Annotated in this window: 20 protein-coding genes; 14 read left to right on the top strand and 6 right to left on the bottom strand. The window is 60.2% G+C overall.

All coding sequences use genetic code 11. The annotated features are described in order from the left end of the window. The first annotated feature begins 9 nt into the window (after nucleotides 1-9). The 6 genes from ACA071_RS14690 (at nucleotide 10) to ACA071_RS14665 (ending at nucleotide 5332) form a co-directional block, all read left to right on the top strand. Complete coding sequence (locus ACA071_RS14690) at nucleotides 10-762, top strand: maleate cis-trans isomerase family protein (RefSeq protein ID WP_497645008.1); 753 nt, start codon at nucleotides 10-12, stop codon at nucleotides 760-762. Between the two features lie 12 nt (nucleotides 763-774). Next, nucleotides 775-1407, top strand: coding sequence for an N-carbamoylsarcosine amidohydrolase (locus ACA071_RS14685; protein WP_497645007.1), 633 nt, complete (start codon nucleotides 775-777; stop codon nucleotides 1405-1407). A 243-nt stretch (nucleotides 1408-1650) separates the two neighbouring features. Further along, the gene (locus tag ACA071_RS14680) at nucleotides 1651-2961 is read left to right on the top strand and encodes an MFS transporter (protein ID WP_497645005.1); all 1311 of its coding nucleotides are present in this window, start codon (nucleotides 1651-1653) and stop codon (nucleotides 2959-2961) included. Between the two features lie 86 nt (nucleotides 2962-3047). Further along, on the top strand, nucleotides 3048-4127 hold the full coding sequence (locus tag ACA071_RS14675) for a nucleoside hydrolase (protein WP_497645003.1): 1080 nt from the start codon (nucleotides 3048-3050) through the stop codon (nucleotides 4125-4127). A gap of 125 nt (nucleotides 4128-4252) precedes the next feature. Then, a complete protein-coding gene (locus ACA071_RS14670; protein WP_497645002.1) occupies nucleotides 4253-4726 on the top strand; it encodes an LEA/WHy family protein in 474 nt (157 codons plus the stop codon). Nucleotides 4727-4780: 54 nt separating this feature from the next. Then, complete coding sequence (locus tag ACA071_RS14665) at nucleotides 4781-5332, top strand: GNAT family N-acetyltransferase (RefSeq protein ID WP_497645001.1); 552 nt, start codon at nucleotides 4781-4783, stop codon at nucleotides 5330-5332. A 42-nt stretch (nucleotides 5333-5374) separates the two neighbouring features. Here the strand turns inward: ACA071_RS14665 and ACA071_RS14660 are convergent, their stop codons facing one another. After that, the gene (locus ACA071_RS14660; RefSeq protein WP_497645000.1) at nucleotides 5375-6298 is read right to left on the bottom strand and encodes a carbon-nitrogen hydrolase family protein; all 924 of its coding nucleotides are present in this window, start codon (nucleotides 6296-6298) and stop codon (nucleotides 5375-5377) included. 85 nt (nucleotides 6299-6383) lie between these two features. Here ACA071_RS14660 and ACA071_RS14655 point away from each other — a divergent pair, with 85 nt between their 5' ends. Next, a complete protein-coding gene (locus tag ACA071_RS14655) occupies nucleotides 6384-7322 on the top strand; it encodes a LysR family transcriptional regulator (RefSeq protein WP_497645310.1) in 939 nt (312 codons plus the stop codon). A gap of 137 nt (nucleotides 7323-7459) precedes the next feature. Here the strand turns inward: ACA071_RS14655 and ACA071_RS14650 are convergent, their stop codons facing one another. After that, on the bottom strand, nucleotides 7460-7711 hold the full coding sequence (locus ACA071_RS14650) for a hypothetical protein (RefSeq protein ID WP_123407440.1): 252 nt from the start codon (nucleotides 7709-7711) through the stop codon (nucleotides 7460-7462). A 165-nt stretch (nucleotides 7712-7876) separates the two neighbouring features. Here ACA071_RS14650 and ACA071_RS14645 point away from each other — a divergent pair, with 165 nt between their 5' ends. Beyond that, the gene (locus tag ACA071_RS14645; RefSeq protein WP_497644998.1) at nucleotides 7877-8194 is read left to right on the top strand and encodes an ElaB/YgaM/YqjD family protein; all 318 of its coding nucleotides are present in this window, start codon (nucleotides 7877-7879) and stop codon (nucleotides 8192-8194) included. A gap of 777 nt (nucleotides 8195-8971) precedes the next feature. Here the strand turns inward: ACA071_RS14645 and ACA071_RS14640 are convergent. Beyond that, nucleotides 8972-10003, bottom strand: a complete 1032-nt coding sequence (locus ACA071_RS14640) for an Ldh family oxidoreductase (protein ID WP_497644997.1) — start codon at nucleotides 10001-10003, stop codon at nucleotides 8972-8974. A gap of 224 nt (nucleotides 10004-10227) precedes the next feature. On the opposite strand from ACA071_RS14640, the gene ACA071_RS14635 reads away from it, so the two are divergent. Continuing rightward, complete coding sequence (locus tag ACA071_RS14635) at nucleotides 10228-15021, top strand: dermonecrotic toxin domain-containing protein (protein ID WP_497644996.1); 4794 nt, start codon at nucleotides 10228-10230, stop codon at nucleotides 15019-15021. Between the two features lie 41 nt (nucleotides 15022-15062). On the opposite strand, the gene ACA071_RS14630 is transcribed toward ACA071_RS14635, so the two are convergent. Then, on the bottom strand, nucleotides 15063-15332 hold the full coding sequence (locus ACA071_RS14630) for a PepSY domain-containing protein (protein ID WP_497644995.1): 270 nt from the start codon (nucleotides 15330-15332) through the stop codon (nucleotides 15063-15065). Between the two features lie 152 nt (nucleotides 15333-15484). Here ACA071_RS14630 and ACA071_RS14625 point away from each other — a divergent pair, with 152 nt between their 5' ends. Next, entirely contained in the window at nucleotides 15485-16486 is a 1002-nt protein-coding gene (locus ACA071_RS14625; protein WP_497644994.1) for a FecR family protein, read from the top strand. A 57-nt stretch (nucleotides 16487-16543) separates the two neighbouring features. On the opposite strand, the gene pvdQ is transcribed toward ACA071_RS14625, so the two are convergent. Further along, nucleotides 16544-18889, bottom strand: coding sequence for a bifunctional acylase PvdQ (pvdQ, locus tag ACA071_RS14620; RefSeq protein ID WP_497644993.1), 2346 nt, complete (start codon nucleotides 18887-18889; stop codon nucleotides 16544-16546). A 312-nt stretch (nucleotides 18890-19201) separates the two neighbouring features. Between pvdQ and ACA071_RS14615 the strand changes: the two genes are divergently transcribed. Beyond that, nucleotides 19202-19603, top strand: a complete 402-nt coding sequence (locus tag ACA071_RS14615) for a fe2+ zn2+ uptake regulation protein (protein ID WP_497644992.1) — start codon at nucleotides 19202-19204, stop codon at nucleotides 19601-19603. On the opposite strand, the gene ACA071_RS14610 is transcribed toward ACA071_RS14615, so the two are convergent. Next, nucleotides 19593-19781: a hypothetical protein gene (locus ACA071_RS14610; protein ID WP_054046397.1), complete on the bottom strand. Its 189-nt coding sequence runs from the start codon at nucleotides 19779-19781 to the stop codon at nucleotides 19593-19595. The two genes, ACA071_RS14615 and ACA071_RS14610, sit on opposite strands and share 11 nt — an antisense overlap. Nucleotides 19782-20358: 577 nt before the next feature. On the opposite strand from ACA071_RS14610, the gene ACA071_RS14605 reads away from it, so the two are divergent. From ACA071_RS14605 to ACA071_RS14595, 3 genes are read left to right on the top strand one after another with little or no spacing between them, the layout of a single operon-like run. Beyond that, nucleotides 20359-21573, top strand: coding sequence for an MFS transporter (locus tag ACA071_RS14605; protein WP_497644991.1), 1215 nt, complete (start codon nucleotides 20359-20361; stop codon nucleotides 21571-21573). Between the two features lie 34 nt (nucleotides 21574-21607). Then, on the top strand, nucleotides 21608-22738 hold the full coding sequence (locus tag ACA071_RS14600) for a LuxE/PaaK family acyltransferase (RefSeq protein WP_497644990.1): 1131 nt from the start codon (nucleotides 21608-21610) through the stop codon (nucleotides 22736-22738). A gap of 1 nt (nucleotide 22739) precedes the next feature. Further along, entirely contained in the window at nucleotides 22740-25148 is a 2409-nt protein-coding gene (locus ACA071_RS14595) for an acyl-CoA reductase (protein ID WP_497644989.1), read from the top strand. Nucleotides 25149-25175 lie beyond the last annotated feature (27 nt).

Below are 25175 nucleotides of genomic sequence, written 5' to 3'. Positions count from 1 at the left end.
GAGACTTTTATGCTCAAGCCTTACCGCATCGGCCAGATTGTGCCGAGCTCCAACACCACCATGGAAACCGAGATCCCGGCGATGCTCTACGCGCGCCAGTTGATCCGCCCGGAACGCTTCACTTTCCACTCCAGCCGCATGCGCATGAAGCAGGTGCGCAAGGAAGAACTGGCGGCGATGGACGGCGAGTCCGACCGTTGCGCCGTCGAGTTGTCCGACGCCAAGGTCGATGTGCTGGGTTACGCATGTCTGGTGGCGATCATGGCCATGGGGCTCGGTTATCATCGCAAGTCCGAGCAGCGGCTACGCAAAGCCACCGCCGATAACGATGCCAGCGCCCCGGTGATTACCAGTGCCGGCGCTTTGATCGAAGGCTTGAAAGTAATGGGTGCCAAACGCATCGCCATCGTCGCGCCGTACATGAAACCGCTGACCGAACTGGTGGTGGATTACATTCGCGAAGAAGGTTTCGAAGTGGTGGACTGGCGCGCGCTGGAGATCCCCGACAACCTCGCCGTGGCCCGGCACGACCCGGCGAACCTGCCCGGCATCGTGGCTGGCATGAATCTGGAAGGGGTCGATGTGATCGTGCTGTCGGCCTGTGTGCAGATGCAGTCGCTGCCGGTGGTGGCGCAAGTCGAAGCGCAAACCGGCAAACCGGTGCTGACCGCGGCCATTGCCACGACCTACGCCATGCTCAAGGCCCTGGACCTGGAACCGATCGTTCCCGGCGCCGGCGCCCTGCTCTCCGGCGCTTATTAAGAGGTGAGCGAGATGAGCGAACAAACCGCCAACGACAACTATCAAGGCGTGTGGGGCCAGCGCATCGGGTTCGGCCAGAAGGCTGCGTTGCTGATGATCGATTTCATGCGCGGCTACACCACCGAAGGCGCGCCGCTGTTTGCTCCTGGCGTGGTCAGCGCCGTGGCTGAAAGCGTCGAACTGCTGAGCAGCGCACGTCGTCAGGGCATCCCGGTGGTGCACACCAATATCCGCTACCATCCCGGCCATTTCGCCGACGGCGGTATCTGGGTGAAAAAGGCCCCGGTGATGAAGGACATGGTCGAGGGCAACCCCTTGGCGGCGTTTTGCGAAGAGGTGCTGCCGCAGGAGGATGAAGTGGTGATCAGCAAACAATATGCCAGTGCCTTTTTCGGCAGCAGCCTGGCCTCGATGCTGCACGCTCAAGGGATCGATACCGTGGTGCTGGCCGGTTGCTCCACCAGCGGCTGCATTCGGGCGACCGCCGTGGACGCGGTGCAACACGGCTTCCGCACCATTGTCGTGCGCGAGTGCGTCGGCGACCGGCATCCGGCGCCCCATGAAGCCAACCTGTTCGACATCGACAGCAAGTACGGCGATGTCGTCAGCAAACAGGAGGCCATCGCCCACTTCGAAAAAAGCTGATGCGTGCCACAAGAACCGCGCCATTTAGAGCGTTGGTCTTGGTAAAAACTGAGGCGCAAACCCTGTAGGAGCGAGGCTAGTCCGCGATGGCGATTTCAAGAATGCCTTCGCGAGCAAGCTTCGCTCCTACAGGGTGCGACCCCAGTCTTCTGACACTGCCTTTGGACGTCGCTTTTGCAGCGCGCCAGAGCGCTGGAAAAAGCGGCTGTATAAAAACCATAAGTCACCGCCAGGAGACATCCGATGCCCATTGCGAACGCAGCACCCGCGACCACGGTCGCCGACCCGATTCAAGCGCTTTACCACAAGATCACCTGGAAGCTGATTCCGTTCCTGTGCTTTTGCTACCTGGCCGCGTACCTCGACCGGATCAACATCGGCTTCGCCAAACTGCAGATGCTCGACCAACTGCACTTCAGCGAAACCGCGTTCGGCCTCGGCGCCGGGCTGTTTTTTGTCGGCTACATCCTGTTCGAAGTCCCGAGCAACCTGGTGCTGGAGAAAGTCGGCGCGAAGATCTGGATCGCCCGGATCATGATCACCTGGGGCCTGCTCTCGGCCTGCACCATGCTCGTGACCTCCACCACCCAGTTCTACGTCCTGCGTTTCTTGCTCGGCGCCGCCGAAGCCGGGTTTCTGCCGGGGGTGCTGTATTACCTGACCACTTGGTTTCCAACCTATCGACGCGGCCGCATCATCGCGCTGTTCATGATCGGTTTGCCGTTGTCCAGCGTGATTGGCGGGCCGCTGTCCGGCTGGGTGATGAGTCATTTCGATACCCTTGGCGGCTTGCACGGCTGGCAATGGCTGTTCCTGATCGAAGCGGTGCCTAGCGTGTTGCTGGGCGTGTTGACCTTTTGGGCGCTGCCGAACAGCTATCAACAAGCCAAGTGGCTCAACAACGAAGAAAAAGCCCTGCTGGAACAGGATCTGCGCGCCGACGAGGCGAGTGCCGGCGACAGCAAACACAGCTTTCGCGACGGTTTCTTCAACCTGAAAGTGTGGATGCTCGGTGGGATCGACTTCTCGATCCTGCTCAGCGCCTACGCCATGGGTTTCTGGATGCCAACCTTCATCCGTAATGCCGGGATCGTCGACACCTTCCACATCGGCATCCTCACCGCGTTGCCGAGCGTCGCCGCGCTGCTGGGCATGCTGCTGATCGGTGCAAGCTCGGACAAACACCGCGAACGCCGCTGGCACATCATCGTGCCGTTCCTGGTCGGCGCTGCAGCCATGGCCACTGCGCCGTTCTTCGTGCACAACGTAGTCGCGACCGTGGCGCTGTTCGCCATCGCATCGGCGGCGATCATCGGTGCGGTACCCGTGTTTTTCAGCCTGCCGGCGACCTTCCTTAAAGGCACGGCGGCGGCCACCGGGTTTGCCCTCGCCTGTTCGTTGGCGAACATTGCCGGGTTGGTCAGCAACTCGCTGATGGGCGTGGCGATTGATGTCACCGGCAGCAGTGCCGGGGCGTTGTGGTTCTTTGCCGGGTGCCTGATTCTCAGCAGCTTCCTGGTGATTGCGTTGCCAGCCAAACTGGTAAACCGCTGACACACCCGACCCCGTAGGAGCTGCCGCAGGCTGCTCCTACGGGTGACGTGGTAACCGGACAAATACAAATCATCAGGTGAGTCTCCATGCAAGGTTTGATCAAACGCTGTGCCCTGCTTGTCGCCGCCGGCCTGTGCGCCGGCTCCCTGCAAGCGGCGGAAAAAGTCATCTTCGACACCGACTTCAACGTGCTCAACGATGACGGCCAGGCCTTCATCATGCTCGCCCAGTTGCACGCGCAAAAACGCATCGACCTGCTCGGCATGACCCTGGTCAGCGGCAACGCCTGGGTCGATCAGGAACAGGTCGACGCGCTCAAGGCTGTCGAACGCATGGGCGTGGAAAAGGAGGTCGGGGTGTATTCCGGGGCGGCGTATCCGCTGCTGCATGACTTCGCCACCTACCCCCAGGAACAGGCGCTGTTCGGTGCCGGTTGGCCGGGAGCGTTCAAGGCGCCGCGCCCGACTGCCGCCACGCAACTGGTCGCGCCGCCGGATGGCCTGGCGACCCACACAACACTTCGTAAAGAAACCGCCGCGCAATTCATCGTCGACAGCGTGCGCGCCAATCCCCATGAGGTGACGCTGCTGGCGGTCGGGCCGCTGACCAATATCGCGCTGGCGATCCGTTCCGCGCCCGACATCGTGCCGTTGATCAAACGCATCGTGTACATGGGCGGCGCCCTCGAGATTCCGGGCAATACCACGCCGGCCGCCGAGTTCAACTGGTGGTTCGATCCCGAGGCGGCGAAGATCGTGCTGCGCTCGCCCATCGAACACGTGATCTTCCCCAACGATGTCTGCGAGAAGGTCACGTTCGATGCCTCGGTGTACAAACGAGTGATCGCCAAACCGGGGCCGATTGCCGACCTGTACAAGCATGAATTCGGCCCGCTGTTCGACAAGGATCCGGCGTATCACAGCTTCACCTGGGACAGCCTGCCAGCGCTGTTTCTGGTGGAACCGGGCATCGTCACCGAGTCCCGCGACCTATGGGTCGATGTGGACGCGCAGTTCGGTGCCGATTACGGCCGGGCCCTGGGCTACAAGAAAAGCCCGCCGATGGGCACGCAAAAAGCCAAAGTGGTGTTTGCCATCGATCAGAAGCAGTTCTGGGATGGCTACGTGAACCTCGTGACCTTGCCGACGCCGGTCAAGGGCAACTGAAACCACTGGCAATCATGAACAAGTGACAGCCTGCGGCGAACCCCTCACAGTGAGCGTGGTCGCACAGGTGAACCGCCAGATTTTTACCCTGGCGGTTCAGTCCCTTTTTCTGTCGAGAGCCTTTCATGCGCAGACTTCTTGCCCTGTCCCTTTCCCTGCTGTTGCTCTCCCTGAGCGCCTGCGCACTGTTCCCCCATCGCGATCCGCTCAACATCAACGTGGTCGGCATCGAACCACTGCAAAGCCAGGATCTGGAAGTGCGTTTCGCCATGAAAATCCGCGTGCAAAACCCTAATGAAACCGCCATCGACTACAACGGCGTGGCGCTGGACCTGGAAGTCAACGGCCGGCCATTAGCCTCTGGCGTCAGCGATCAGTCGGGCACGATCCCGCGATTTTCCGAAGCCGTGCTGACCGTACCGGTGAGTGTCTCGGCGTTCTCGGTACTGCGCCAAACCCTGGGCCTGAGCCAGACGCAAACCCTCGATAATCTGCCCTACGTATTGCGCGGCAAACTGGCCGGCGGGTTGTTTGGCACGATGCGTTTTGTCGATACCGGCAAGCTCAGTTTTCCGGGGTCGAGTGCGGCGACCTGGTAAATTCGCCGCCAGCCGTATCGTTCAGTACAGATTCACAAGGAGATCCATTCGCCCATGGAAGCCACACCCACGCTCTACACCGAACGCTTGATCCTGCGCCCGCTGGAACTGGCCGACGCCAACGCCATCCAGCAACAATTCCCGCACTGGGAAGTGGTGCGTTATCTCAATGCCTTCGTACCGTGGCCGTATCCTGCCGACGGCGCGTTGACCTATTTGCGTGACATTGCCCTACCCGCAATTGCCCGGGGCGAAGAGTGGCACTGGTCGATTCGTTTGAAGTCAGCGCCGGAGCAACTGATCGGCAATGTCAGCCTGATGGACCACCAGGACAACAATCGCGGCTTTTGGCTTACGCCGCACTGGCAGGGCCAGGGCTTGATGACCGAAGCCAGTGCAGCGGTTACCGAATATTGGTTCCAGACCCTTGGCCGACCGCTGATGCGGGTGCCGAAAGCGACACCCAACATTGGCTCGCGCAAACTCTCGGAACGATCCGGCATGCGCTTGATTCGCAGCGACGAAGACAACTTCGTCAGCGGCCGATTCCAGAGAGACATCTGGGAAATCACCCGCGAAGAATGGCTGCAAACATTCGAAAAATAAGGCGAATCACATCCCGTAGGGGTTGCAGCGACCCAGCATGGGCTATGCAGTGAAACGCACACCCGGTTTGGCGCGTTCATCGACGCTCAGTTCGAACACATCCGGCCGCGCGTAGTGGCCGACCACGTCGAAGTCGTAACGTGCGCGGATCAGTTCGGCGGTGTCGATTTCAGCGGTCAACAAACCCGGCCCGCCCCGCAGCGGCCCGGCCAGAATGTCGCCCATCGGCCCGACGATCACACTGCCGCCGGCAATCAACGGCCGATCCACCGGCCAGTTGGCGATGTCCACGCCCAAGGCCTGTGGCGAGTCCTGCACCTGGCACGCACTGACCACAAAGCAACGGCCTTCATGGGCGATGTGGCGCATGCTGACTTGCCACATTTCGCGTTCATCCACGGTCGGAGCACACCAGACTTCCACGCCTTTGGCGTACATCGCGGTGCGCAGCAGCGGCATCATGTTTTCCCAGCACACCACGGCGGCGAGGCGCCCGACCTGGCTGTCGATCACCGGCAACGTCGAGCCATCGCCCTTGCCCCAGATCAACCGTTCGGTGCCGGTCGGCATCAGCTTGCGGTGTTTGGCCACCAATCCGGCCTGCGGATCGAAGTACAGCGCCGTGCAATATAAAGTGCTGCCCGCGCGCTCGATCACGCCAAGCACCAGGTTCGCCCCGGTGCGCGCCGACAACCCGGCCAATGCTTCGGTCTCGGCACCGGGCACGTCGATGGCGTTGGCAAAGTACCGCGCAAACGCCTCGCGCCCCTCTGGCAAGCGGTAACCCAACTGCGTGCCGAACCCCTCGCCTTTGGGGTAGCCCCCCAGCAGTGCTTCGGGCATGACCACCAGCGCCGCGCCGGACTCGATGATTGCGTTTTCCCAGGAAAGGATCTGCTCCAGTGTTTCGCCCTTGCCACCAGGCAAGGCGCCGATTTGCAGGGCAGCAACAATTGACTTGGACATCGTGGTAACTCCGTGGGCAATGAGGTGTTGCTCATTCTCGGCGGCCACCGGATCATGAATAAAGCCCTGTTCGCTGCTGAATGATATAAACACCATGAATATCGCCACCGTCGACCTCAACCTGCTCAAAGTCTTCGAAGCCTTGCACGAGGAGTCCAGTGCCAGCCGCGCCGCCTTGCGCCTGGGAGTCACGCAATCGGCGGTCAGCGCCGCATTGCGGCGGCTGCGGGAGGTGTATGGCGATCAATTGTTCGTGCGCACGGGGCGTGGTTTGGCGCCGACCCTCAAGGCCAATCAGTTGAAACCGGTGGTCAGCGATGCATTGAATAAATGTCGGCAGAGTTTGGCGATGGTCGATCCCGGGGCCAGTCATTACGAAGGTCGTTCAGTCACCGTGGGCTTGTCGGATGACTTCGAGATCGCCTACGGACGGCGGCTGATTGAAGAAATCGCACGCGCCGCACCGAAACTGCGATTGATCTTCCGCCAGACTCACAGCCAGATCGTTGCCCATGCATTGATGGAGCGCAGCATTGATCTGGCGATCACCGCCGGTGGGTTTGCCGAGCGTTTACTTAGCCGGCAGGTGCTGGGCGAAGGGGGTTATCTGTGTCTGGTGGACCCGATCAGCCTGGCGCAAGGGCAGCAGACGCTCAGCCTGGAGGAATTCGTCGCGCGGGAACACATTCTGGTGTCGTCCGGCGGTTTTATCGGGATCACCGATGAAGGGTTGGCGGCGTTGGGGCTGAGTCGGCGGGTGTGCGCCTCGACCACGCACTTCGCGGCGTTGCCGCATCTGCTCAAGGGCAGTCAGGCGGTGGCGACCATTCCGGCCCACGCCGCACAAAGCATTGCGGCGCTCAGCGGCCTGACACTGCTGCCCTGCCCGCTGGCGTTGCCGCGTTACCCGATCGAACTGGGCTGGCGCACCAGCACGCAGCTTGATCCGGTGGTGTTGAAGGTGCGCGAGGCGATTGTCGCGAGTTTTGCCCACGATGGCGGTCTCGATGACTCGCGCCTATAAACGACACCCCACCCTGTAGGAGCAAGGCTTGCCCACGATGGCGATCTCAAGTACGCCATCGCGGGCAAGCCTTGCTCCTACAGGCGTTGACGTCGAAATCGGCGCCAACCGTTCAAAGATTTTGGACTGATATCAGGTTATTTAGCAGCCATCAAGCGATTCACTTCACTGCGCACCATGTTGGCGTACTCAGGTGGCGACATAAGGTCGAGCTCGGCGCGGACCCATTCCGCCCATTTGCCTTTGCGCTTGGCCCGTTCACCGAACAACCGTGCAGCTTCGCCCTTGGACTTGCCCAGGTTGCTTTGCCAGAGATCGAACAGACGGGATTTTTCGTCTTCAAGCGCAGCGCGCTCAGCAAGGGGTTTGTCGGCCAGATTGAAGCTCATGGGAAATACCTGCTGCGTAAAATAGGCGACATCTTACACTGTAGGAGGAAATGTCCGACCCTGGATTTTTCTTCAGGATCGAGTCTGCACGCAAAATCACTGCAACTTTTTTAACCGCCGCAGACTCCATTGTTCACTGCCCACTTACCCGCAAGGAGAGACTCAATGGCCCGCAAAACTTCCGTACAAGCCGCCGCAGACCAAATCAAGGATCAGGCATTCAGTGAACTACAGGCGCTGATCGAAGAATCGGACAAATTGCTCAAAAGCAGCGCCTCCCTGGTAGGCGAGGAAGCCGATACCTTGCGTGGGCAAGTCGCCCAGAAGCTGCAACAGGCGCTGGACTCGGTCACCAGTGTGCGCGAACGCACCAAACCGGCGGTGGACGCTACTGAAACCTATATCGGTGGCCATCCATGGCAAACCGTGGCGATTTCCGCCGGGTTTGGCCTGGTGGTCGGGTTGTTGCTGGGTCGTCGTTAATCAGTCCTGCATGAAAAAGGCGAGCTTGATGCTCGCCTTTTTTACGCCAGCGAATCCCTGTAGCAGCTGCCGAGCAGCGCGAGGCTGCGTTCGGCAGCGAATCCCTGTAGCAACTGCCGAGCACCGCGAGGCTGCGTTCGGCAGCGAATCCCTGTAGCAGCTGCCGAGCACCGCGAGGCTGCGTTCGGCAGCGAATCCCTGTAGCAGCTGCCGAGCACCGCGAGGCTGCGTTCGGCAGCGATTCCCTGTAGCAACTGCCGAGCACCGCGAGGCTGCGTTCGGCAGCGAAGCCCTGTAGCAGCTGCCGAGCACCGCGAGGCTGCGTTCGGCAGCGAAGCCCTGTAGCAGCTGCCGAGCACCGCGAGGCTGCGTTCGGCGACGAATCCCTGTAGCAACTGCCGAGCACCGCGAGGCTGCGTTCGGCAGCGAATCCCTGTAGCAGCTGCCGAGCACCGCGAGGCTGCGTTCGGCAGCGAATCCCTGTAGCAACTGCCGAGCACCGCGAGGCTGCGTTCGGCGACGAATCCCTGTAGCAACTGCCGAGCACCGCGAGGCTGCGTTCGGCAGCGAAGCCCTGTAGCAGCTGCCGAGCACCGCGAGGCTGCGTTCGGCGACGAATCCCTGTAGCAGCTGCCGAGCACCGCGAGGCTGCGTTCGGCAGCGAAGCCGTCGTGAAGTCAGGCTATGCGATGTGTCAGGTGGACCGCGTGTGCAGGGTTTACGACGGCTGCGCCGCCGAACGCAGCCTCGCGGTGCTCGGCAGCTGCTACATAGGGCTCAAAGCCCTGCGAGTTCCCGCAGATTGGCCAGCACTTCAGCCTCTAACTGAATACCTTGCGCCGCAGATTTGGCGCGCTGTTCATGACGTCGATCCCCCGGCAAACGCTTGAGCCCCACGCCGTGCATCTGCCGCACCAGTTCCTGGCTGCGTTCGGCGAAGTTCTGCCCGGCGGCCTTGCTCGGGTCGATCACGATCAGCAATTGCCCGGTCCACGGTGTCTTGGCGCCCGGATGGTTCGACCAATCGAATTCGAAGGAAAAATTACCGCCAGTCAACGCGGCGGCCAACAGTTCCACCATCATCGACAACGCCGACCCCTTATGCCCGCCAAACGGCAGCAACGCGCCCCCTTCAAGAATCGCTTTCGGATCCTGGGTCGGCTGGCCGAGGCTGTCCACACCCATGCCCGGCGACAACCGCTCACCCTTGCGCGCGGCGATCTGCACGTCGCCATGGGCGATGGCGCTGGTGGCGAGGTCGAAGACAATCGGCTCGCCGTCAGCCCTTGGCGCGGCGAACGCTATCGGGTTGGTGCCGAACAGCGGGCGATCGGCACCGTGGGGCACCACGCACGTCATGCTGTTGACTACGCTCAGCGCCACCAGGCCTTCATAGGCAAAGGGCTCGACGTCCGGCCAGAGCGCGGCGAAGTGATGGGAATTGCGAATCGCCAACACGGCAATCCCGGCGCTGCGGGCTTTTTCCACCAGCAAGGCACGGGCGGCGGCCAGCGCCGGCTGGGCAAAGCCGTTGCCAGCGTCGACCCGGACGAAGCCCGAGGCCACATCCTCGACCACCGGCACCGCTTGACCATTGACCCAACCGCTTTTCAGCGTCGACACATAACCGGGAATGCGGAACACACCGTGGCTGTGGGCACCGTCGCGCTCGGCACCGGCACAGTTGAGGGCCAGGGTCCGGGCGACATCGGCCGAGGTGCCATGGCGCAGGAAGACTTGCTCGAGCAACAAAACGAGTGAATCGACATCAAGGGGTTCGGTGTTCGAACTGACGGGTGTTGCGGTCATCTGAGGCTCCAGTTTTATTATTGAGTTCGGGCAACAGGCTGAAACGGGGTTGCGCGGCAACCCGGTAAAAACATCGCCGATTAAGCGCTGTTTTAGAGGTGTCCTGTCAAGCCTCGGCAACATGATCGAATCAAGCAATATGTACCGCACCAAGGCTTTGCGCTGGCCTTACTGTTTTTCCTCAATCCAACTGCCAGCGATTGCTGGCATACAGAGGAAGAACCATGACAGCCCCCCCACTCCCCTATTTTTTTGACGAGGCCGAAACAGCGGCCATCGCCCGGCAGCCGGGTGATCGTGAAAAAGCCCTGAACTTCAGCATCGACGACCTCAAGTGGCTGAAGGCGGTTTACCTGGCCACCGATACGTCTCGCGTGGCCAACAGGCCCGGCATGCATGTGCACCGGCTGTTGCTGACCGCGGACAACGGATCGGCGATCACCTTGGCGGGGGCTTTTTCCATGAGCAAGCCCGACGACGGCGAGGCGACGCTCTACACCCCGTGGAAAGGCCTGGTCAAATACGCAGACATCAACGACCTCAAAAACAAGGTGAAACAATGGCTCGGCGAGTCCGCCGGCAAACGTGAGTTGCTGCGCTACCTGTCCATCGAACAGCGCTGCAGCGTCCTGGCCGCCAGAACCCTGAGCGTTTCCACCCAGCCAATTGACGGTGCGGTTTTTCAGGATCAGGAAGCCGTCATCGAGCGCAATCAAAACCAGAACATCACGACGATGCTGGCCGAACTGATCAAGTTCCCGACCCTGCGCACCATGCTCGACGACGTCCTCAAGAACGCCCTGGCCAGACGCTTCCCGGCACTGGACCTGCGTCGCACCGCTCTGGACAGCTTCGCTGGCAATGCCCCTCAGCGCAAAAAGTCCTCGCTGTCGTTGAGCGAAGCCGTGCTGCACTACTACCTGAACAACCAGTGGCCGGACGGCAATGCCCGGGTTTTTGTCCACCCGGCCCGCGAAGTCAGCAGCGACGCCGATAACCTGGCTTGGGAGGTGGCGATCAAGGACATTGCGCAAAGCCTGACGCCGCACCTGCGCAGCCTGCTCGAGACCTTCTGGAACAGTCCCATGAGCAAAGGCCTGGCCCGCTCGGCATTTTTCGCCCAAAGCCTGGGTGACACCTATTGCGTGGACCTTTTGCTCAAACGCCAGCAAGGCGTCCTGACCCGCGAGGAATACCTGCGGTTGATGGACGTCAACCTGGCAGGCACCGACGATTTGCCCGCCTCAAGCGATCCCGTGCGGATCGAAAAAGTCCGGGTCACCGCGCCGCTCAAGCATTACGTCGAACCGGCCTCCACCTTGATGATCGGCACCAACAAGACCAGCGCTTTTCTGTACACCCAGGCAAGAGGTATCGAAACCAGCGGCAACCTGGGCCAGATCAAGAATACCTTGCTGGGCATGATGAACAGCGAGGGCCACGACGACACTCTTTTCAACTTCCTGGCCCTCGAAGAACGCGGCCTGTTTCTGTCACTTGAGGAACACCAACGGCTGATTGAGGGAACGCCGATTGACGGCCCGGTGTTCGCGCACTTGATGGCGGACGTTATATCCAAGCAGCAGCAGAACCTGACCTACGCCTTGAGCCGTTACCGTGAAAGCGCTGGCGTTCTTGATCCTCACGCATTGCTCGATAGCGCGCTGGACGTACGCGCCCTGATCGATAAAAGGCTGTTGCTCGTCGAGGCCAACGGCCGCTGGAGCACTCGCGCCGACCAGCGCTGGAGCGCACAACCGGCCACCGTGCGCGCGGACTCGGCAAAACAGCAGTTGGCGCTGCTGGCCAGCGTCGACAGTTCCCTGAACCAACAACTGCAAAAACACCCGGCCATTTCCAGCGCTGTCACCACGCTCGAGCAAGCCGAAGAAAGTGTGCGCGCCTCGCTGGAGCTGCTCAAACCCAAGTTTGCCCACACGCTGTCGACCGCGTTGCGCAGCGAACTCAAATTGCGAAGCCTCAGTTGCACACTCGGCAGCGTGGAGCAAGCGATGGTGCGCACGGTGCTCGATACGCCTGTGCGCCGCACGCGTGGCGCATTGAACGGCTTTCTGCCGGATGTCTTTAGCCTGGCGCTCAAGGCCGACGGCGCTGAGACGTCACTGAAACTGGCGAGTAGTTTTGTGCTCACAGAGCGCGGCGGCCTCGACCCGGACCATTCCGGTAAAACCGTTCTGTGGACCCCGGCCCTGGGGCTTGAAGCATTCCCTTCGTTGACCCCAATGCTGGTCGAACTCAACCGGCGCCTGCACAGTGATTTTGAACGCCCCGCACTGTTGGAGAACCTGGAGCGGGCCGGACGCGTCGCAGGCCGGGCACTCACCCTCGCGCCACTGCAACTGATTCATGAGGATTTCCTCGACCACCTGCAAACGCCGCATGTTCGATTGGATAGAACCTCCGTTGAGCGCACATTGGCCTCCAGCCTACCCACTCGACATCGGGCCGATCTGCTGAGCCTGACGGCACTGGGCTTACCGAAGACCGGCTTGCAACGGGCGACGGATATCGCCCAGTCGCTGATCACCCGGCAAAAACTTCCGGCATGGCTGGCCAATGCTTCTCTGGAAGATCAGATATTGCACGCCGAACTGCTGGCGCAATATCTGAAAAATGCCGAAGACGACAAGGACTACCTGACCGGCGTTCGCACTCTGGAACGTACGGCTCATCATGAATTGCACAAGCAACTCAAGGCCGACAAGCACACCATCGACCCGGACACGGTTGAGATTCAAATCAATGCACGCGTGACTGCTGCGGCACAGACGCAAACCTTGCCGGCCTTTGCCTTGACTCACCTGCAAGACCTGAACGATGTCAGCTTCAAACCGGCGTCGCTCACTCCCAGCGTGCTTCCCGCCGGAATCGACGAAACCTACATCAAAAACCTGATCCGTAACCTCAAGCCTGGCGAACATCAGCGCACAGAGCTGAACAAGGCATTCGCCGACACTCATGCAGAGGCCGCAACGCACAGAAAACGCTTCGCTGCCCAATTACCGTGGCAACTGCTGCATTACGCCCATTCGGAAAAACTCCAGGAACGCCTGAGCGAATCCGGGTTTGACCTGATTCGGCAAATCATCGACATGCCCGACACCATTGCCCGAGATGCGGTGGACGGCAGCAACGCACTCATCCGCCCGCTTGAGCTGCTGGGTGCAAAAAATGAGACTGCGATCAAAGTGCCGGGGGTCTACCTGATCGGCCCCAAAAAGGACGCGGTCGGTCCTCAGGTCTTGCTGGCGCCCTACAGCCCGGAACACGGGCTGAAAGAATTTGAAAGCGAAAATGCGTTGCTGAGCGAGCTGAAGACAGCCAGCGCGTTGCAGCGTTGGGTTCTCAATAGTCTGTCGACGTCAAACCGCGCGCTGTGCAAAAACCGCCTGACCGCCACCGCCAGTACGCCGGCCAGTGCCAGTCTGGCGTCCAGCCCCGTCAAAGGATCGTTGTTCAACCGCTTGTTCAAAGACAACGCCGAGCTACTGGGCAGGTTACTGGGCTGCCAATCGGACAAGGACAGCCAAGGCGAATGGTCAACCATCAAGCGTGTACTGGGCGAAGACCTGGATCAGGCGTTTTCCTTTATGACGGGCAAGCTGGCGTATCCGATCACGGTATGGCGCAGCTACCGCGATATCAAGGGCTCGGCTGAAGACCTGCAAGAACACAAATGGAGCGCCGCAATAAAGGCCTTCATTCACGGGATGACGCAACTGGCCATGTTGCGCGATTCAATGGACAGTCGTGAGCCTTCGCCGCCGGCCAGCGCCATCGCCACGTCTTTGCAGCGTATCGACATAACCGCCCCCGAACGCACGCGCTTACAGCGTCACGAAAGCACCGATGTCGATCTGGGCGACCTGACTTTGGACAGCCAACTGGGGCTCTACGCCCATTCGACCACCCAACAGCACTACGTGCCGATCGAAGGCAAGGTGTACCCGCTCCAGAAGCGTGGCGATCGCTGGATCATCCGTAGCAACAAGGTTGACGGTCCTTATGCACTGCGAAATCCGGCGAAAAAATGGGTATTGGACTCAGACGCTCAGACACCGCGCTATAGCCTGCTCCGTCGCTTGAAAACCTGGGACACCGTCAGTCAGGGGATGAATGTCCTGGCGGATGGCATGGAAGAGATTCGTCAGCTCTTTCCGGTGAGGGCCCGACTGATCGACGAGGGTCTCGACCTGGCGACCACCTATGCCTGGAACAGCTTTCGCAATCTCCAGTTGCTGAAGACCTCGGGGACTCGAATGACACCGATCCATCAACTGATCAAGGATTTTCTGGAGGTGCCGGCGGTGCTGCCCGAGCACGTGACGATGATTGAAAAAGTCGTGGAGGAGATCTTCGGGGCGCTGCTCGATCCGACACTCAGGCGAGAGAAATCCAATCGGTTTGTCATCGGTGCGGTAAAGGAGGATCCGGAAAACGTCTTGGCGTTCGCGCTCCCAAAGGATGAGAGGAACAAGATCTACCTCACGGAGAAGTTCTTTTTCCCCAAATTCGATTACTACCGTAACTACATGACAGACGCTTCTTTCCCGATCAGCGCCCATGCCCGAGCCACAACGTTGATCCATGAGCTTTCCCATATCATCTGCAAGACTGAGGACTTCGCGTATCTGGACGCCCCGCGCCCATTTGCTGACCTGATCGAAACCACAAACCTGCGCGCCATAGCGTTCAAGGAGGCGTTGACGGGGCTTCAGAGCAAGGCGCTATCGAAGAAAACCTCCGAGGCGGAATTGTTCGCGATCTACAACGCCGAAGACGGGATCTGGGAAGATTTTGGTGATACGACTTTCGAATTCAGTGATCGGGCACTGACCCATGTCTTGAAATTGACCGGTAAGGACACGTTGGCCGAGGCCCGGACAGTCTTCAAGGATGATGCAACGGTCAGGCTGGCGGTACAGTTGGGCAACGCGGACTCGGTGTCCTGGCTGATCAGCCATCTGGGGCGCCAGCTCCACACCAGTACGCCATAAGTTAGAGGCCAGGGCACTGTGGCGACAGTGCCCTGACCGGTTCAATCCTTCTGATCGCGCAGTATGTTTCCCGAGGCGCCGTCGATGCGGAATTCATAGACCACGCCATCGGCCTTGCGCCCCTCGCCTTTCCAGTAACCGTTGTTATCGGCTTTGACTTCATAGACCTCGACATAACCGGCCTTGGTCTTCGCCGTTTCGATGGCCTTCTCGATCGAGATCCAGCCGGCGCCTGGCCGATCAGCCATGGCTGCACCGGCACTCAGCAACGTTGCAGCGGCAATGACGGCAGCAAAGGTTTTCTTGATCATTTTTTCACTCCATTTGTGGATACTGCAGGGTGATGTCCTGTTTTTAGGGCCTCACGGTGAAAAATAAGTTCCACTTTGATGGGTAATTGCCATGACCGATGTTCTCGCCACGTTGCGCTGAAGGTTAGAATGCAGCAAATCAGGATGAGTCAATGACCGAACACACCCTCTCGGAAGCCGAATACGACGCCATCACCGATGCCGCTGCGCACTGGTGCATGCGTCTGCACGCCATCGACTGCACGGCCGAGGAGCGCCAGGCATTCGAGCAATGGCGGGACGCTCATCCGCTGCATGCGTTCGAGTTCGAAGCCATGTTGGAAATCTGGGAGGTCGCGGGCGATTTACCACGCCCGGAATCTGCCATACCGGTGCCGCCTACCAGCCCCTCGGCGGCCTGGCGCACCTTCGGTATCACCGCGGCCGTCTGCGCCCTGGCATTGCCGCTGGCGGCGTACACCGGCTGGAACCTCGGTTGGCTCCCCAATGCCTACCAGCATTTCGAAGCCAGCGACAATGTCCGCCAGGTCACCTTGAGTGATGGCAGCCAGGTGGAGCTGAACCTGGGCAGTGAATTGACCTTCCGCAATTACAAAGATGAACGCCGGGTCACGCTGAAAAAGGGTGAAGCATTCTTCAACGTCAGCCACGACATGACCCACCCCTTCATCGTCAAGGCGGCCGAAGGCAGGATTCGGGTGACCGGGACCAAATTCAACGTCTGGCTGTATGAAGATCAGGTGCGGGTGAACCTGATCGAAGGTTCGGTGCTGGTGACCAGCAATGACAGCCTGAACGGCGACGGGTTGCGCCTGGGTCCGGCGATGCAGGCGCGCTTTCGTCACGGCGACTACATGCCGCAAATCAGCCAGACCTACGCCAACGACAACTCGCTGGCCTGGCGCAGCGGCAAACTGGTGCTCGACGACCTGCCCCTGAGCGACGCGTTACCGCTGATCAATCGTTACCTGAGCAAACCGGTGATGGTGGCGGATAACAGCACGGCGGCGATCCGCATCGGCGGCATCTACAACATCAAGGAGCTTAACAACCTGGTGGCGTCCCTGCCCCGGGTGTTGCCGGTCTACCTGACCCGCAACGAGAACGGCAATCCGGTGCTCAATTCGATTCCGCAGCAAGCGCCAAAAAGCTGAAGGCCGCGACCCTTGTGGGGTGCGGCCTTCATGTTCCTGCAACCAATAGTGCGGTGTTTACTGAGCCGCGACCTTCCCGGCTTTTTCATCCGACTCGCGAAGCGTCTGAACCTGATACTGCGGATCAGCCTGGATCTGCTGCTCGGTGAACGGCAACACACTCAACTGCTTCTTCGAGAACGCCTGCGTCTGGTCCCGCGAATACTTCGACGTCGGATCACTGGACAACGAGAACGCCAGCAAACCTTGGGCGTGCGGGCCTTTTTCATCGAAGGTCACCACTTGCAGATAACTGGTACCGCTGACCACTTCCAGTTTACCGTCGGTTCTCGGGACGCTCTGGATAGCGTTGTAGATCCCCAATGTGCCCGGCCCGCCGTGGATCGACGTTTGTTGTCCGCCACTGCTGACCACCTGAATGTCGCCCCAGCGGCTGTCCGGCTTGAGTCCCATGTGGGTGGTCAGCTCCACGGAGGCGAGCATCGCCTCGCGGATGGCTTTGGCAACGTCTGGTCGTTCGAAAGCCAGCCCGCGCGGGGTGTGTTGCGCGTCTTTCGGATCGAAGGCCACACGCCAGACGCCAGGTGATGGCTGCAACGACTCCATGACGATATTGAAATGCACCAGGCCCAGACCGCTGTCCAGATTCGCCCGGCCATCCCACGCCTTCAGGCTGGCGCACACCGGTGTGAGTGTCGCGGCATCCGCACCCAGATCCGTGCTACAGAACTTCAGTAGGTCTGGCATGACTTGTGCCACCAGATACACCTGATCATCCATCACCATCCGTTGCAGATCCGCCGCTGCCACCGGCCCGGCCTTGGCCAGCAAGCCCAGGCGATCCAGGGCAAAACGCGAGCGCAGCCCCAACGGCTGGCTGTCCTGGCTGATCAGTGGCGAGAAACCGGTAAGCGGTTGTGCCGGGTTGGCCAGCCAGGCGGAATCGTTGGAATGCTGCACAAAGTCTTTGCGCAGCAGCTGCGGCAGCTGGTCCGCCGCGTAAATGCCCTTTTGCGCGGCATTCGGGTCGATGTCCCAGGCGCAAGCACTGTTGGAACCATCGAGCACGATCATCTGCAACCCGGCGCGCGGATCGCTGCACTTGGCCAACTTGTCAGCATTGACGTTCGGCACCACCGACAGGTTCATGTACAGCGTCTGCCCCTGATCATCCGCCGCCAGGGTGTTGACCCACGGGATGCCCTGGATCTTGTGCACCGAGGCCTGCAAATCCTTGAGGCTGGTGGCGCGGTTCATCGCGTACCACTGCTGCAGGACGCGATCGTTTTCCAGGTTGGCATCGCGCAGGCTGTAGGCGAACTGGTTGTCCCAATCGAGCTTGCCGGGCCACTGCACCACGGGGCCGAACACTGAGCTGTAGACCACGTGGGAAACCGGTTTGACCTGGCCGTCCGGCTGTTTCACGTTGACCGTCAGCGTTTGTTTATCCAGTGGCAACGACTTGCCATCCAGCACGTAACGGGTGGAATCCTTGGGGTCCAGTTGCAGGCGATACAAGGTGAAATGCTTGGACGAATCGACCGTGTGGGTCCAGGCCAGGTGCTGGTTGAAACCGATATTGATCATCGGCAGACCGGGCAAGGCTGCGCCCATCACATCCAGTTTGCCGGGAATGGTCAGGTGCATCTGGTAGAAGCGCATCCCGCCCACCCACGGAAAATGCGGGTTGGCCAACAGCATGCCGCGACCGTTGAACGAGCGCTCACTGCCGATCGCCACCGCGTTACTGCCACGATCCAGGGCAAAGCGTTGCTGGCGTTCGGCAGCGACCTGGAACGACTGCGTAGCGCCCACCGCTTGAGCGACGGCGGCAGGCGGAGTAGCGCCGGCCAACGCTTCGGCAAACTGCCCGACCCCGCCTTCGACCAGCAGGCGCCGCGTCAGCTTCACCAGGTCCTGGGCGACAATCGGACGTACCCAGTCACCCTGGCATTGAGCCGGCAAACCCTGGGCCTGACGCTCAGCCAACGAGCGGTTGTAACCCGCCACGTAACCGTCGATGAGATCCTTTACTTCCGGGGTCTGCGCCTGCCAGAAACCGGCCACCGCCTGGGGCGTATTCAGCCAGTTGAAAAACAGGTCGCTGGCCAGGTTGGCGCGTTCTTCGATGGTGAACTGGTCCGGGCCGAAATACTTCGAGCGCTCGCCGTTGACGGTGACAATCTCGTTGGCCATCAGGCACAGGTTGTCCTGGGCGTAGGCGTAGCCGATACCGTAACCGAGCCCGCGCTCGTTCTCGGCACGAATGTGCGGCACGCCGAAGCTGGTGCGGCGAATATCGACGGACGAGGGTTCCGGCACACTGCGCGCGCATGCCGCAAGACTCAGCGCGACCAACGCTCCTGCAAGGCTTAACCGGGTTAACTGCCTGTAATTAATCACGCTCGCTCCTGCTCCAAAAAAAGACTGAAACCAGGATGGGCGCACGACGGGATGGCGGCGCAGCGACATCGGAACCCAGCCTGGGGAAAATCACACCCCGCGTTTTACACGGAATGTGCCTGGCCTTAGGAACGAAATGAATAACAAGATATTTAGCCCTCAGGGCCGCGCCAGAACCCGTATCACGTAGCGCTGACAAGAAAGCGACAAATTTTCTACATCAAAGTCTTCATGATTTGCCGTGCTCGTTCGTCTTAATGATTGAGAGCACCATCACTTTTTCCTGATCAGGCTCTGAAAAGGAGTTTTTGCATGTACAACTCGCAACTGCCAACGGACGGTAGCCATGCGCCAAAGAGCGTTTCCATGAGCCACGGCTCCGGGATCTTTGAACGGGCCGAGCGCCACGGAAACGAACGAATCAGAGTACTGCTCAAGAGCTTTGGCCTGAGAACCAGCCTGATTCGCCTGAAAGTCATCGACGCCCTGCTCAACGCCGCCGAAAACGAACGCAACCTGGGCGTACGCGGCGTGCACACGTATTTGCTGGACCTGGATATTCCCCTGTCCTTCCTGAGTGTGCGGGAGGTTTTGAAGCGGCTATGCAGCGAGGGCGTGATCACGCTCAATGCGGACAAAAGCTACAGCCTGCATCCGCAGGCTATTGCCATTCTCTACAGCGAAACCACCTCGAGCGCGTCGCTCAAGGCTTGACCTTGCGACGCATCACGCCATTGACGACCACCACGATCACGGCCACGCCAATGGCGATGTACTGGAACAGCTTCTCGCTGATGATCCCTGCGTTTTGCAGATAGGAAAGGCCGAACATGATCCCCAGGACTACCAGGGAGATCAGAATCGAGTATTTCAAACGTTGCGACTGGGTCATTGCGGGTTCCTGAACCTTGAAATGTATCCGGTTTGTATCCGTTTACATGCCAAGCCCCTACCTTCAGACGGGGATGAACGGCCGTAAACGGAGTCTCATGTTACAGCCGATGAAGAGTTTTGGCTTCATTGCGGCGATAACCATGAGGATTTTGAAATGCTTCGTCGAATCACACTGCTGATTCCCCTGATCGCTCTACTGTCCCTGAGCGGCTGTATCGTTTTCCCCCACGGAGGCTGGCACGGCGACCGCCACTATGATCGTGGCGGACCGGGTTATTACGAGCACCGGTAATCCGCATCTTTGAATCACAGGTAAGACAAAGACTCTTTTTTCATCAATCCTGAACAAATGCCCGCCCTGTTGCGGGCATTTTTCGTACAGCGGATTTTTCGCACTTATGTAAGTTTGGATCCACATCGCCCTCTACTTTTTCTTATCCCGGCAACTTGCAATACATGGCAAACCATTGAAACCCCAAGTCTCAATCGCTCGCTAGGGTGAGTGCGCCTCCATGATTACTCTCGATACAGCGACACACGTTGCTCCCTGAACTTTATGTATCGACAAGGACGTCATGCACACATCACTAATAAATCTACGCCCCTTACAACTAACCGGTTTTTGCCTGGCTCTCGCTGTTTTCGAACTACTGACCTATATGGCCAGCGATTTGATCATGCCCGCCATGTTGACCGTGACCGAACAACTGGCGGCCAGTCCCGAACATGTTCCGTATGCATTCACCCTGTATTTGACCGGCGGTGTGCTGCTGCAATGGCTGATAGGCCCGTTGTCCGATCACTACGGCCGCCGGCCGTTGCTGCTCATCGGCAGTGCGCTATTTGCCGTGGCCTGTGGCGCGGCGTACTGGGTGCAAGGTATCGAGGCATTCAACAGCTTGCGACTGATCCAGGGCATGGGATTGGGCTTTGTCATCGCGGTGAGTTATCCCGCCTTGCAAGAAGTGTTCTGTGAGGCCGATGCGGTCCGGATCATGGCGTGGCTGGGGAACATCGCCCTGCTTTCGCCGCTGCTGGGGCCGTTGCTCGGCAGTTTGCTATTGCAATGGCTCTCGTGGCGGGAACTGTTTCTGCTGCTGGGTATCGCCGCCTTGGGGGGCTGGGTGGGTTTGTATGTCTTCATGCCGCGAACCCTGGGCGGCGGAACCACCGGCATGCCCTTCGACTTACGCAGGACCGTGCGCCGCTATGGCGTGTTATTGCGCAACCGGGCGTTTGTGCGGTCGTCCGTCGCCCTGGGGCTGATGAGCTTGCCCCTGATAGCCTGGATTGGCCTGTCGCCACTGTTGTTGATTCAGGGTGAGGGCTTGTCCGCCCTGCACTACGGGCTCTGGCAGATCCCGGTGTTCGGCGCGGTCATTCTCGGCAATCTGCTGCTTGATCGCCTGGTTGCCGGATCGGCCCTGCCGCAACTGATTCGCTACGCACTCTGGCCCTTTTGCGCTGGGCTCGGCGCGCTACTGATCGTTGGTTTTTATGGCGCTTCGATTGGGTGGCTGGTCGGCTGCCTGGCGATCTACGCCGTCGGCCTGGGCATGAGCAATGCCGCGCTGTATCGATTGGCGCTGTTTTCCAGCGAGGACAGCAAAGGGCTGGTGTCGGCCATGATCGGCATGCTTTCCATCTCGATCATGGGCGGCGCCGGGTCACTGATGGCGGCGCTTGGTGCCGGAGACAGCCTTGAGTCATTCGCCTTGATCGCCGCTACTGCAGGGCTGCTCTGCCTCGTGCCATTACAACCCTTTCTGCGACGGCGCCGCACACGGTAGCCGTCTAAATCAAACACTCAAAAAAGGATTTTTGATGATTCACCTTCCCTACACCGACGCACTGTGTGCGTTGGCGCAACCTTACAACCTGGATGGCGTACCGCCGGGGTTGTTCGATCGCGCCATGGCTGAAATCAGCCTGTTTCATTGCCACCATACGCCCGGCTACGAACGTTGGCTGCACAGCCACGGCCTGGATGCTCAGGCCTTCAATACGCTGGAGGACTGGTCGCGACTGCCGCCGATCTTCGCCAACTATTTCAAGCAGCATCTGTTGTTGAGCCCCACCGGTGAAGGCGCGCTGGAGCTGACCTCGTCCGGCACCAGCGGCCAGAAGAGCCGCATGCGCTATGACGAACGCAGCATGGCCGCTGCCCAAGGCATGGTCACGCGGATTTTTCAGCAGTATGGCTGGGACACCCCGGACACCCCGTGTAACTACCTGCTGCTGAGCTATGAACCCGAGTCCGACAACCGCCTGGGCACCGCCTACACCGATCAATTCCTGTGTCGTTATGCGCCTGCCAACCGAATCGTCTACGCCCTGCGGCGCACCGGCGATGGCCACGAGTTCGACCTGTCCGGCGTGATTCGCGCATTGCAGGCGTTCGCCGAAGAACAGCTCCCTGTGCGCATTTTCGGTTTTCCGGCGTTCCTCTGGCAGACGCTGCAACGCATGGAGGTGACCGGCATGGCGCCGCTCGATTTGCCTGCCGGGTCATTGGTGTTTCTCGGTGGCGGCTGGAAAAACCACGCCGCGCAGGAGATTCCCAAGGCTCGACTCTATGAACGGATCGAGCGGCAACTGGGCATCGAACCGGCCCGCTGCCGCGACGGCTATGGCGCGGTCGAGCACGCGGTGCCCTATATCGAATGTGCCCATCATCATTTTCATGTACCGGTTTACTCGAAGGTTTTCGTGCGCAATCCAGCCGACTTCAGCGTCCAGCCTTATGGCCAAAGCGGCCTGCTGAACTTCGTGTCACCGTATATTTCGTCGAGTCCGGCCCATGCCGTGGTCATGAGCGACCTGGCCACCTTGTACCCCGGCGCAACGTGCGGATGCGGCCTGACCAGCGACTGGTTTCAGTTGCACGGACGCGCCGGCACCAGCCCCGGTCGCAGCTGCGCCATGGCTGCGGCCGAATTGCTCGGGAGGGCTTGATATGTTCCTGATCAACGGCCAACTGCACGCCGACCTTGCCCTCGATACTGCCCTGGACCGTCTGCACCAGGCTTTGCCGCAATTGCTGATGACACCTGTCGACAGCGAAATCGTCGTGGCCTCGGCCGCGCGTTTTGCCCGGCGCTTGCAGACTCGCGAACTGGACCTCGGCCTGGATGACGATCAGCGTCAAGGGCTGATCGATTTCTGCCAGCCAGAGCATCTGAACAGCAAACTTGAGCGCGAACTGGGGTTGCAGCCGCGCTCCCTGCGGAGGATCGATTACCGGCAACCGCGCTTCGAGAGTTGGCACCCGCTGGGGCTGGTGGTGCACATCACGCCGGGCAATGCGCCGATGCTGGCGTTTTGTGCGGTGCTGGAAAGCCTGCTGGCGGGCAACATCAACTGGCTGCGCCCCAGTTCCAGCGACCAGGGCCTGACGGCACACCTGCTGGACGCCCTCGGCCGATGCGACAGCAGCGGCAGGCTGGCCGATTTTATTGCGGTGTTGCCCGTCGAGACCGCAGACATTGCGCGCCTCTGCACCCGGGCCGATGCGGTGGCGGCATGGGGCGGCGAAACCGCGCTCAAGGCGATTCGTCGGCAAGTGCCCATCGGCTGTCGCTGGATCGACTGGGGGCACCGGATCAGCTTCGCTTATCTCTCGCCCGAAGCTGCGCAGCCGGGCGCACTGGATGCCCTGGTGGACGAAGTCTGTCGCCTCGATCAGCAGGCCTGTTCCAGCCCGCAATGGGTGCTGGTGGACAGCGATGACCCGGCCGTTCTGCACGACATGGGATCGCGCCTGGCCGAGGCATTCAAGCGTCGCAGCGCACACTGGCCGGCGCTGGTTCCAACCGATCAGGAAGCCTCTGAAATCACCACCCTCTGTGCAATGGCGCGACTGGAGCAGTGTTTTGCCGGGCAAATCGGCGAGGTCTGGACCGAAGCAGGATGGCGGGTTATCTGGGAGCATCATCGAACCCTCGCACCCTCGCCGCTGTTTCGCACCCTGGTGCTCAAACCGGTGCCGCAGTCGCTGATTGCCGAAACGCTACTGCCCTGGCGCACCGTCCTGCAAAGCTGCGCTCTGATTTGCCCACCGGCACAAACGCCGGCGCTGGTGCGAACGCTGGTCAATGCCGGTGTCACTCGAATTGCGCCTGCCAAGTCGATCCACGAAGGCTACGCCGGCGAGCCCCATGATGGTGTATACGCCCTGGCCCGTCTGAGTCGCCGCCTCTCGGTGAGCCTGCCCGCGGAGGTGCTGAGCACCCATGCCAGCCTCGATGCAGTGCCCGCAGCCGTGGACACGAGGGGCTTTGCGATCATGGACAAACACGCCTTCCAGGCCCAGCCCATTGCCCAATCGGCACAGCTGTACTTTCGCTCTGGCGGCAGCAGCGGCACTCCGGCGCTGGCCGGTTTCAGCTACCGCGACTTTCAACGGCAAATGCGCGCAACGGCTGACGGGCTGTTCGCCGCCGGACTGGACCCGGCACAAGACCGGGTCATGAACCTGTTCTATGGCGGCAGTCTGTACGGCGGTTTTTCCAGTTTTTCCTGGATTCTGCGGCTGATGGGCACCACCCATTTACCCATGGGCGCACCCCATGACGACGACTTCAGCGAAATCGCACGGCTGATCGTCCAGCAGAAAGTCAACGTGCTGATCGGCATGCCGAGCACCCTGCACCGGCTGTTTCTCAACGAACAAACGACCCTGCGGGCTTATGGGGGTATTCGTAAGGTGTTCCTCGGTGGCGAGCATCCTGGACTGGCCAGCCGACAACTGATGGAAAGCTGCGGCGTGTCAACGATTCGCTCAGCGATCTACGGCTCCGTGGACGCCGGTCCCTTGGGTCATGCCTGCGCGGCGACTACCGATGGCGTCTTTCACTTGATGTGCGATACCCAGCACCTGGAAATCGTTGGTCTGGAACAGGATGTGCCTATCCACGACAGTGAAGTCGGGCGCCTGCTGTTCACTTCACTGGCCCGTGACACGCAGACCGTGCGCCGCTACGAAGTGGGTGACACCGGGCGCTGGGTTCCAGGGAATTGCCCCTGCGGGCTGAGTTCGCCACGGTTTGAATTGCTGGAACGGCACGGACAATGGCTGCGGATCGGCACCGAATTCATTTCGCCTTCACACCTGGCTCGCTGCGCAGGTGTGCCCATTCAGATGGTGCTCGACCATGCGCCCAGTGGGGGCGAACGCCTGGTGGTGCGTGCCGATGGCGAGGCGCAACAGGTTTGCGACCAACTGCTGTCCGACACCGCGCTTGAAAATGCAGTGAGGGCCGCACTGTTGATCCTTGAAGTTAACCCCTGTGCCGCCACTCAATTTGAACGAAACAGTCACAGCGGCAAGACGCCGTTAGTGATCGACCGACGTAAACAACAATAATTTTTTAATCGTTAGCCGTTTGAATAA

This window comes from Pseudomonas sp. LBUM1646, from assembly GCF_059716165.1.
Note: the sequence above shows the minus strand (reverse complement) of the source record. Positions and strands in the feature narration are given on the sequence as shown.

What these genes read in the sequence shown, in the direction of transcription:
- ACA071_RS14690 (WP_497645008.1), top strand. Translation starts at nt 10, where the DNA reads ATGCTCAAGCCTTACCGCATCGGCCAGATTGTGCCGAGCTCCAACACC.
- ACA071_RS14685 (WP_497645007.1), top strand. Translation starts at nt 775, where the DNA reads ATGAGCGAACAAACCGCCAACGACAACTATCAAGGCGTGTGGGGCCAG.
- ACA071_RS14680 (WP_497645005.1), top strand. Translation starts at nt 1,651, where the DNA reads ATGCCCATTGCGAACGCAGCACCCGCGACCACGGTCGCCGACCCGATT.
- ACA071_RS14675 (WP_497645003.1), top strand. Translation starts at nt 3,048, where the DNA reads ATGCAAGGTTTGATCAAACGCTGTGCCCTGCTTGTCGCCGCCGGCCTG.
- ACA071_RS14670 (WP_497645002.1), top strand. Translation starts at nt 4,253, where the DNA reads ATGCGCAGACTTCTTGCCCTGTCCCTTTCCCTGCTGTTGCTCTCCCTG.
- ACA071_RS14665 (WP_497645001.1), top strand. Translation starts at nt 4,781, where the DNA reads ATGGAAGCCACACCCACGCTCTACACCGAACGCTTGATCCTGCGCCCG.
- ACA071_RS14660 (WP_497645000.1), bottom strand. Translation starts at nt 6,298, where the DNA reads ATGTCCAAGTCAATTGTTGCTGCCCTGCAAATCGGCGCCTTGCCTGGT.
- ACA071_RS14650 (WP_123407440.1), bottom strand. Translation starts at nt 7,711, where the DNA reads ATGAGCTTCAATCTGGCCGACAAACCCCTTGCTGAGCGCGCTGCGCTT.
- ACA071_RS14645 (WP_497644998.1), top strand. Translation starts at nt 7,877, where the DNA reads ATGGCCCGCAAAACTTCCGTACAAGCCGCCGCAGACCAAATCAAGGAT.
- ACA071_RS14640 (WP_497644997.1), bottom strand. Translation starts at nt 10,003, where the DNA reads ATGACCGCAACACCCGTCAGTTCGAACACCGAACCCCTTGATGTCGAT.
- ACA071_RS14635 (WP_497644996.1), top strand. Translation starts at nt 10,228, where the DNA reads ATGACAGCCCCCCCACTCCCCTATTTTTTTGACGAGGCCGAAACAGCG.
- ACA071_RS14630 (WP_497644995.1), bottom strand. Translation starts at nt 15,332, where the DNA reads ATGATCAAGAAAACCTTTGCTGCCGTCATTGCCGCTGCAACGTTGCTG.
- ACA071_RS14625 (WP_497644994.1), top strand. Translation starts at nt 15,485, where the DNA reads ATGACCGAACACACCCTCTCGGAAGCCGAATACGACGCCATCACCGAT.
- ACA071_RS14615 (WP_497644992.1), top strand. Translation starts at nt 19,202, where the DNA reads ATGTACAACTCGCAACTGCCAACGGACGGTAGCCATGCGCCAAAGAGC.
- ACA071_RS14610 (WP_054046397.1), bottom strand. Translation starts at nt 19,781, where the DNA reads ATGACCCAGTCGCAACGTTTGAAATACTCGATTCTGATCTCCCTGGTA.
- ACA071_RS14605 (WP_497644991.1), top strand. Translation starts at nt 20,359, where the DNA reads ATGCACACATCACTAATAAATCTACGCCCCTTACAACTAACCGGTTTT.
- ACA071_RS14600 (WP_497644990.1), top strand. Translation starts at nt 21,608, where the DNA reads ATGATTCACCTTCCCTACACCGACGCACTGTGTGCGTTGGCGCAACCT.
- ACA071_RS14595 (WP_497644989.1), top strand. Translation starts at nt 22,740, where the DNA reads ATGTTCCTGATCAACGGCCAACTGCACGCCGACCTTGCCCTCGATACT.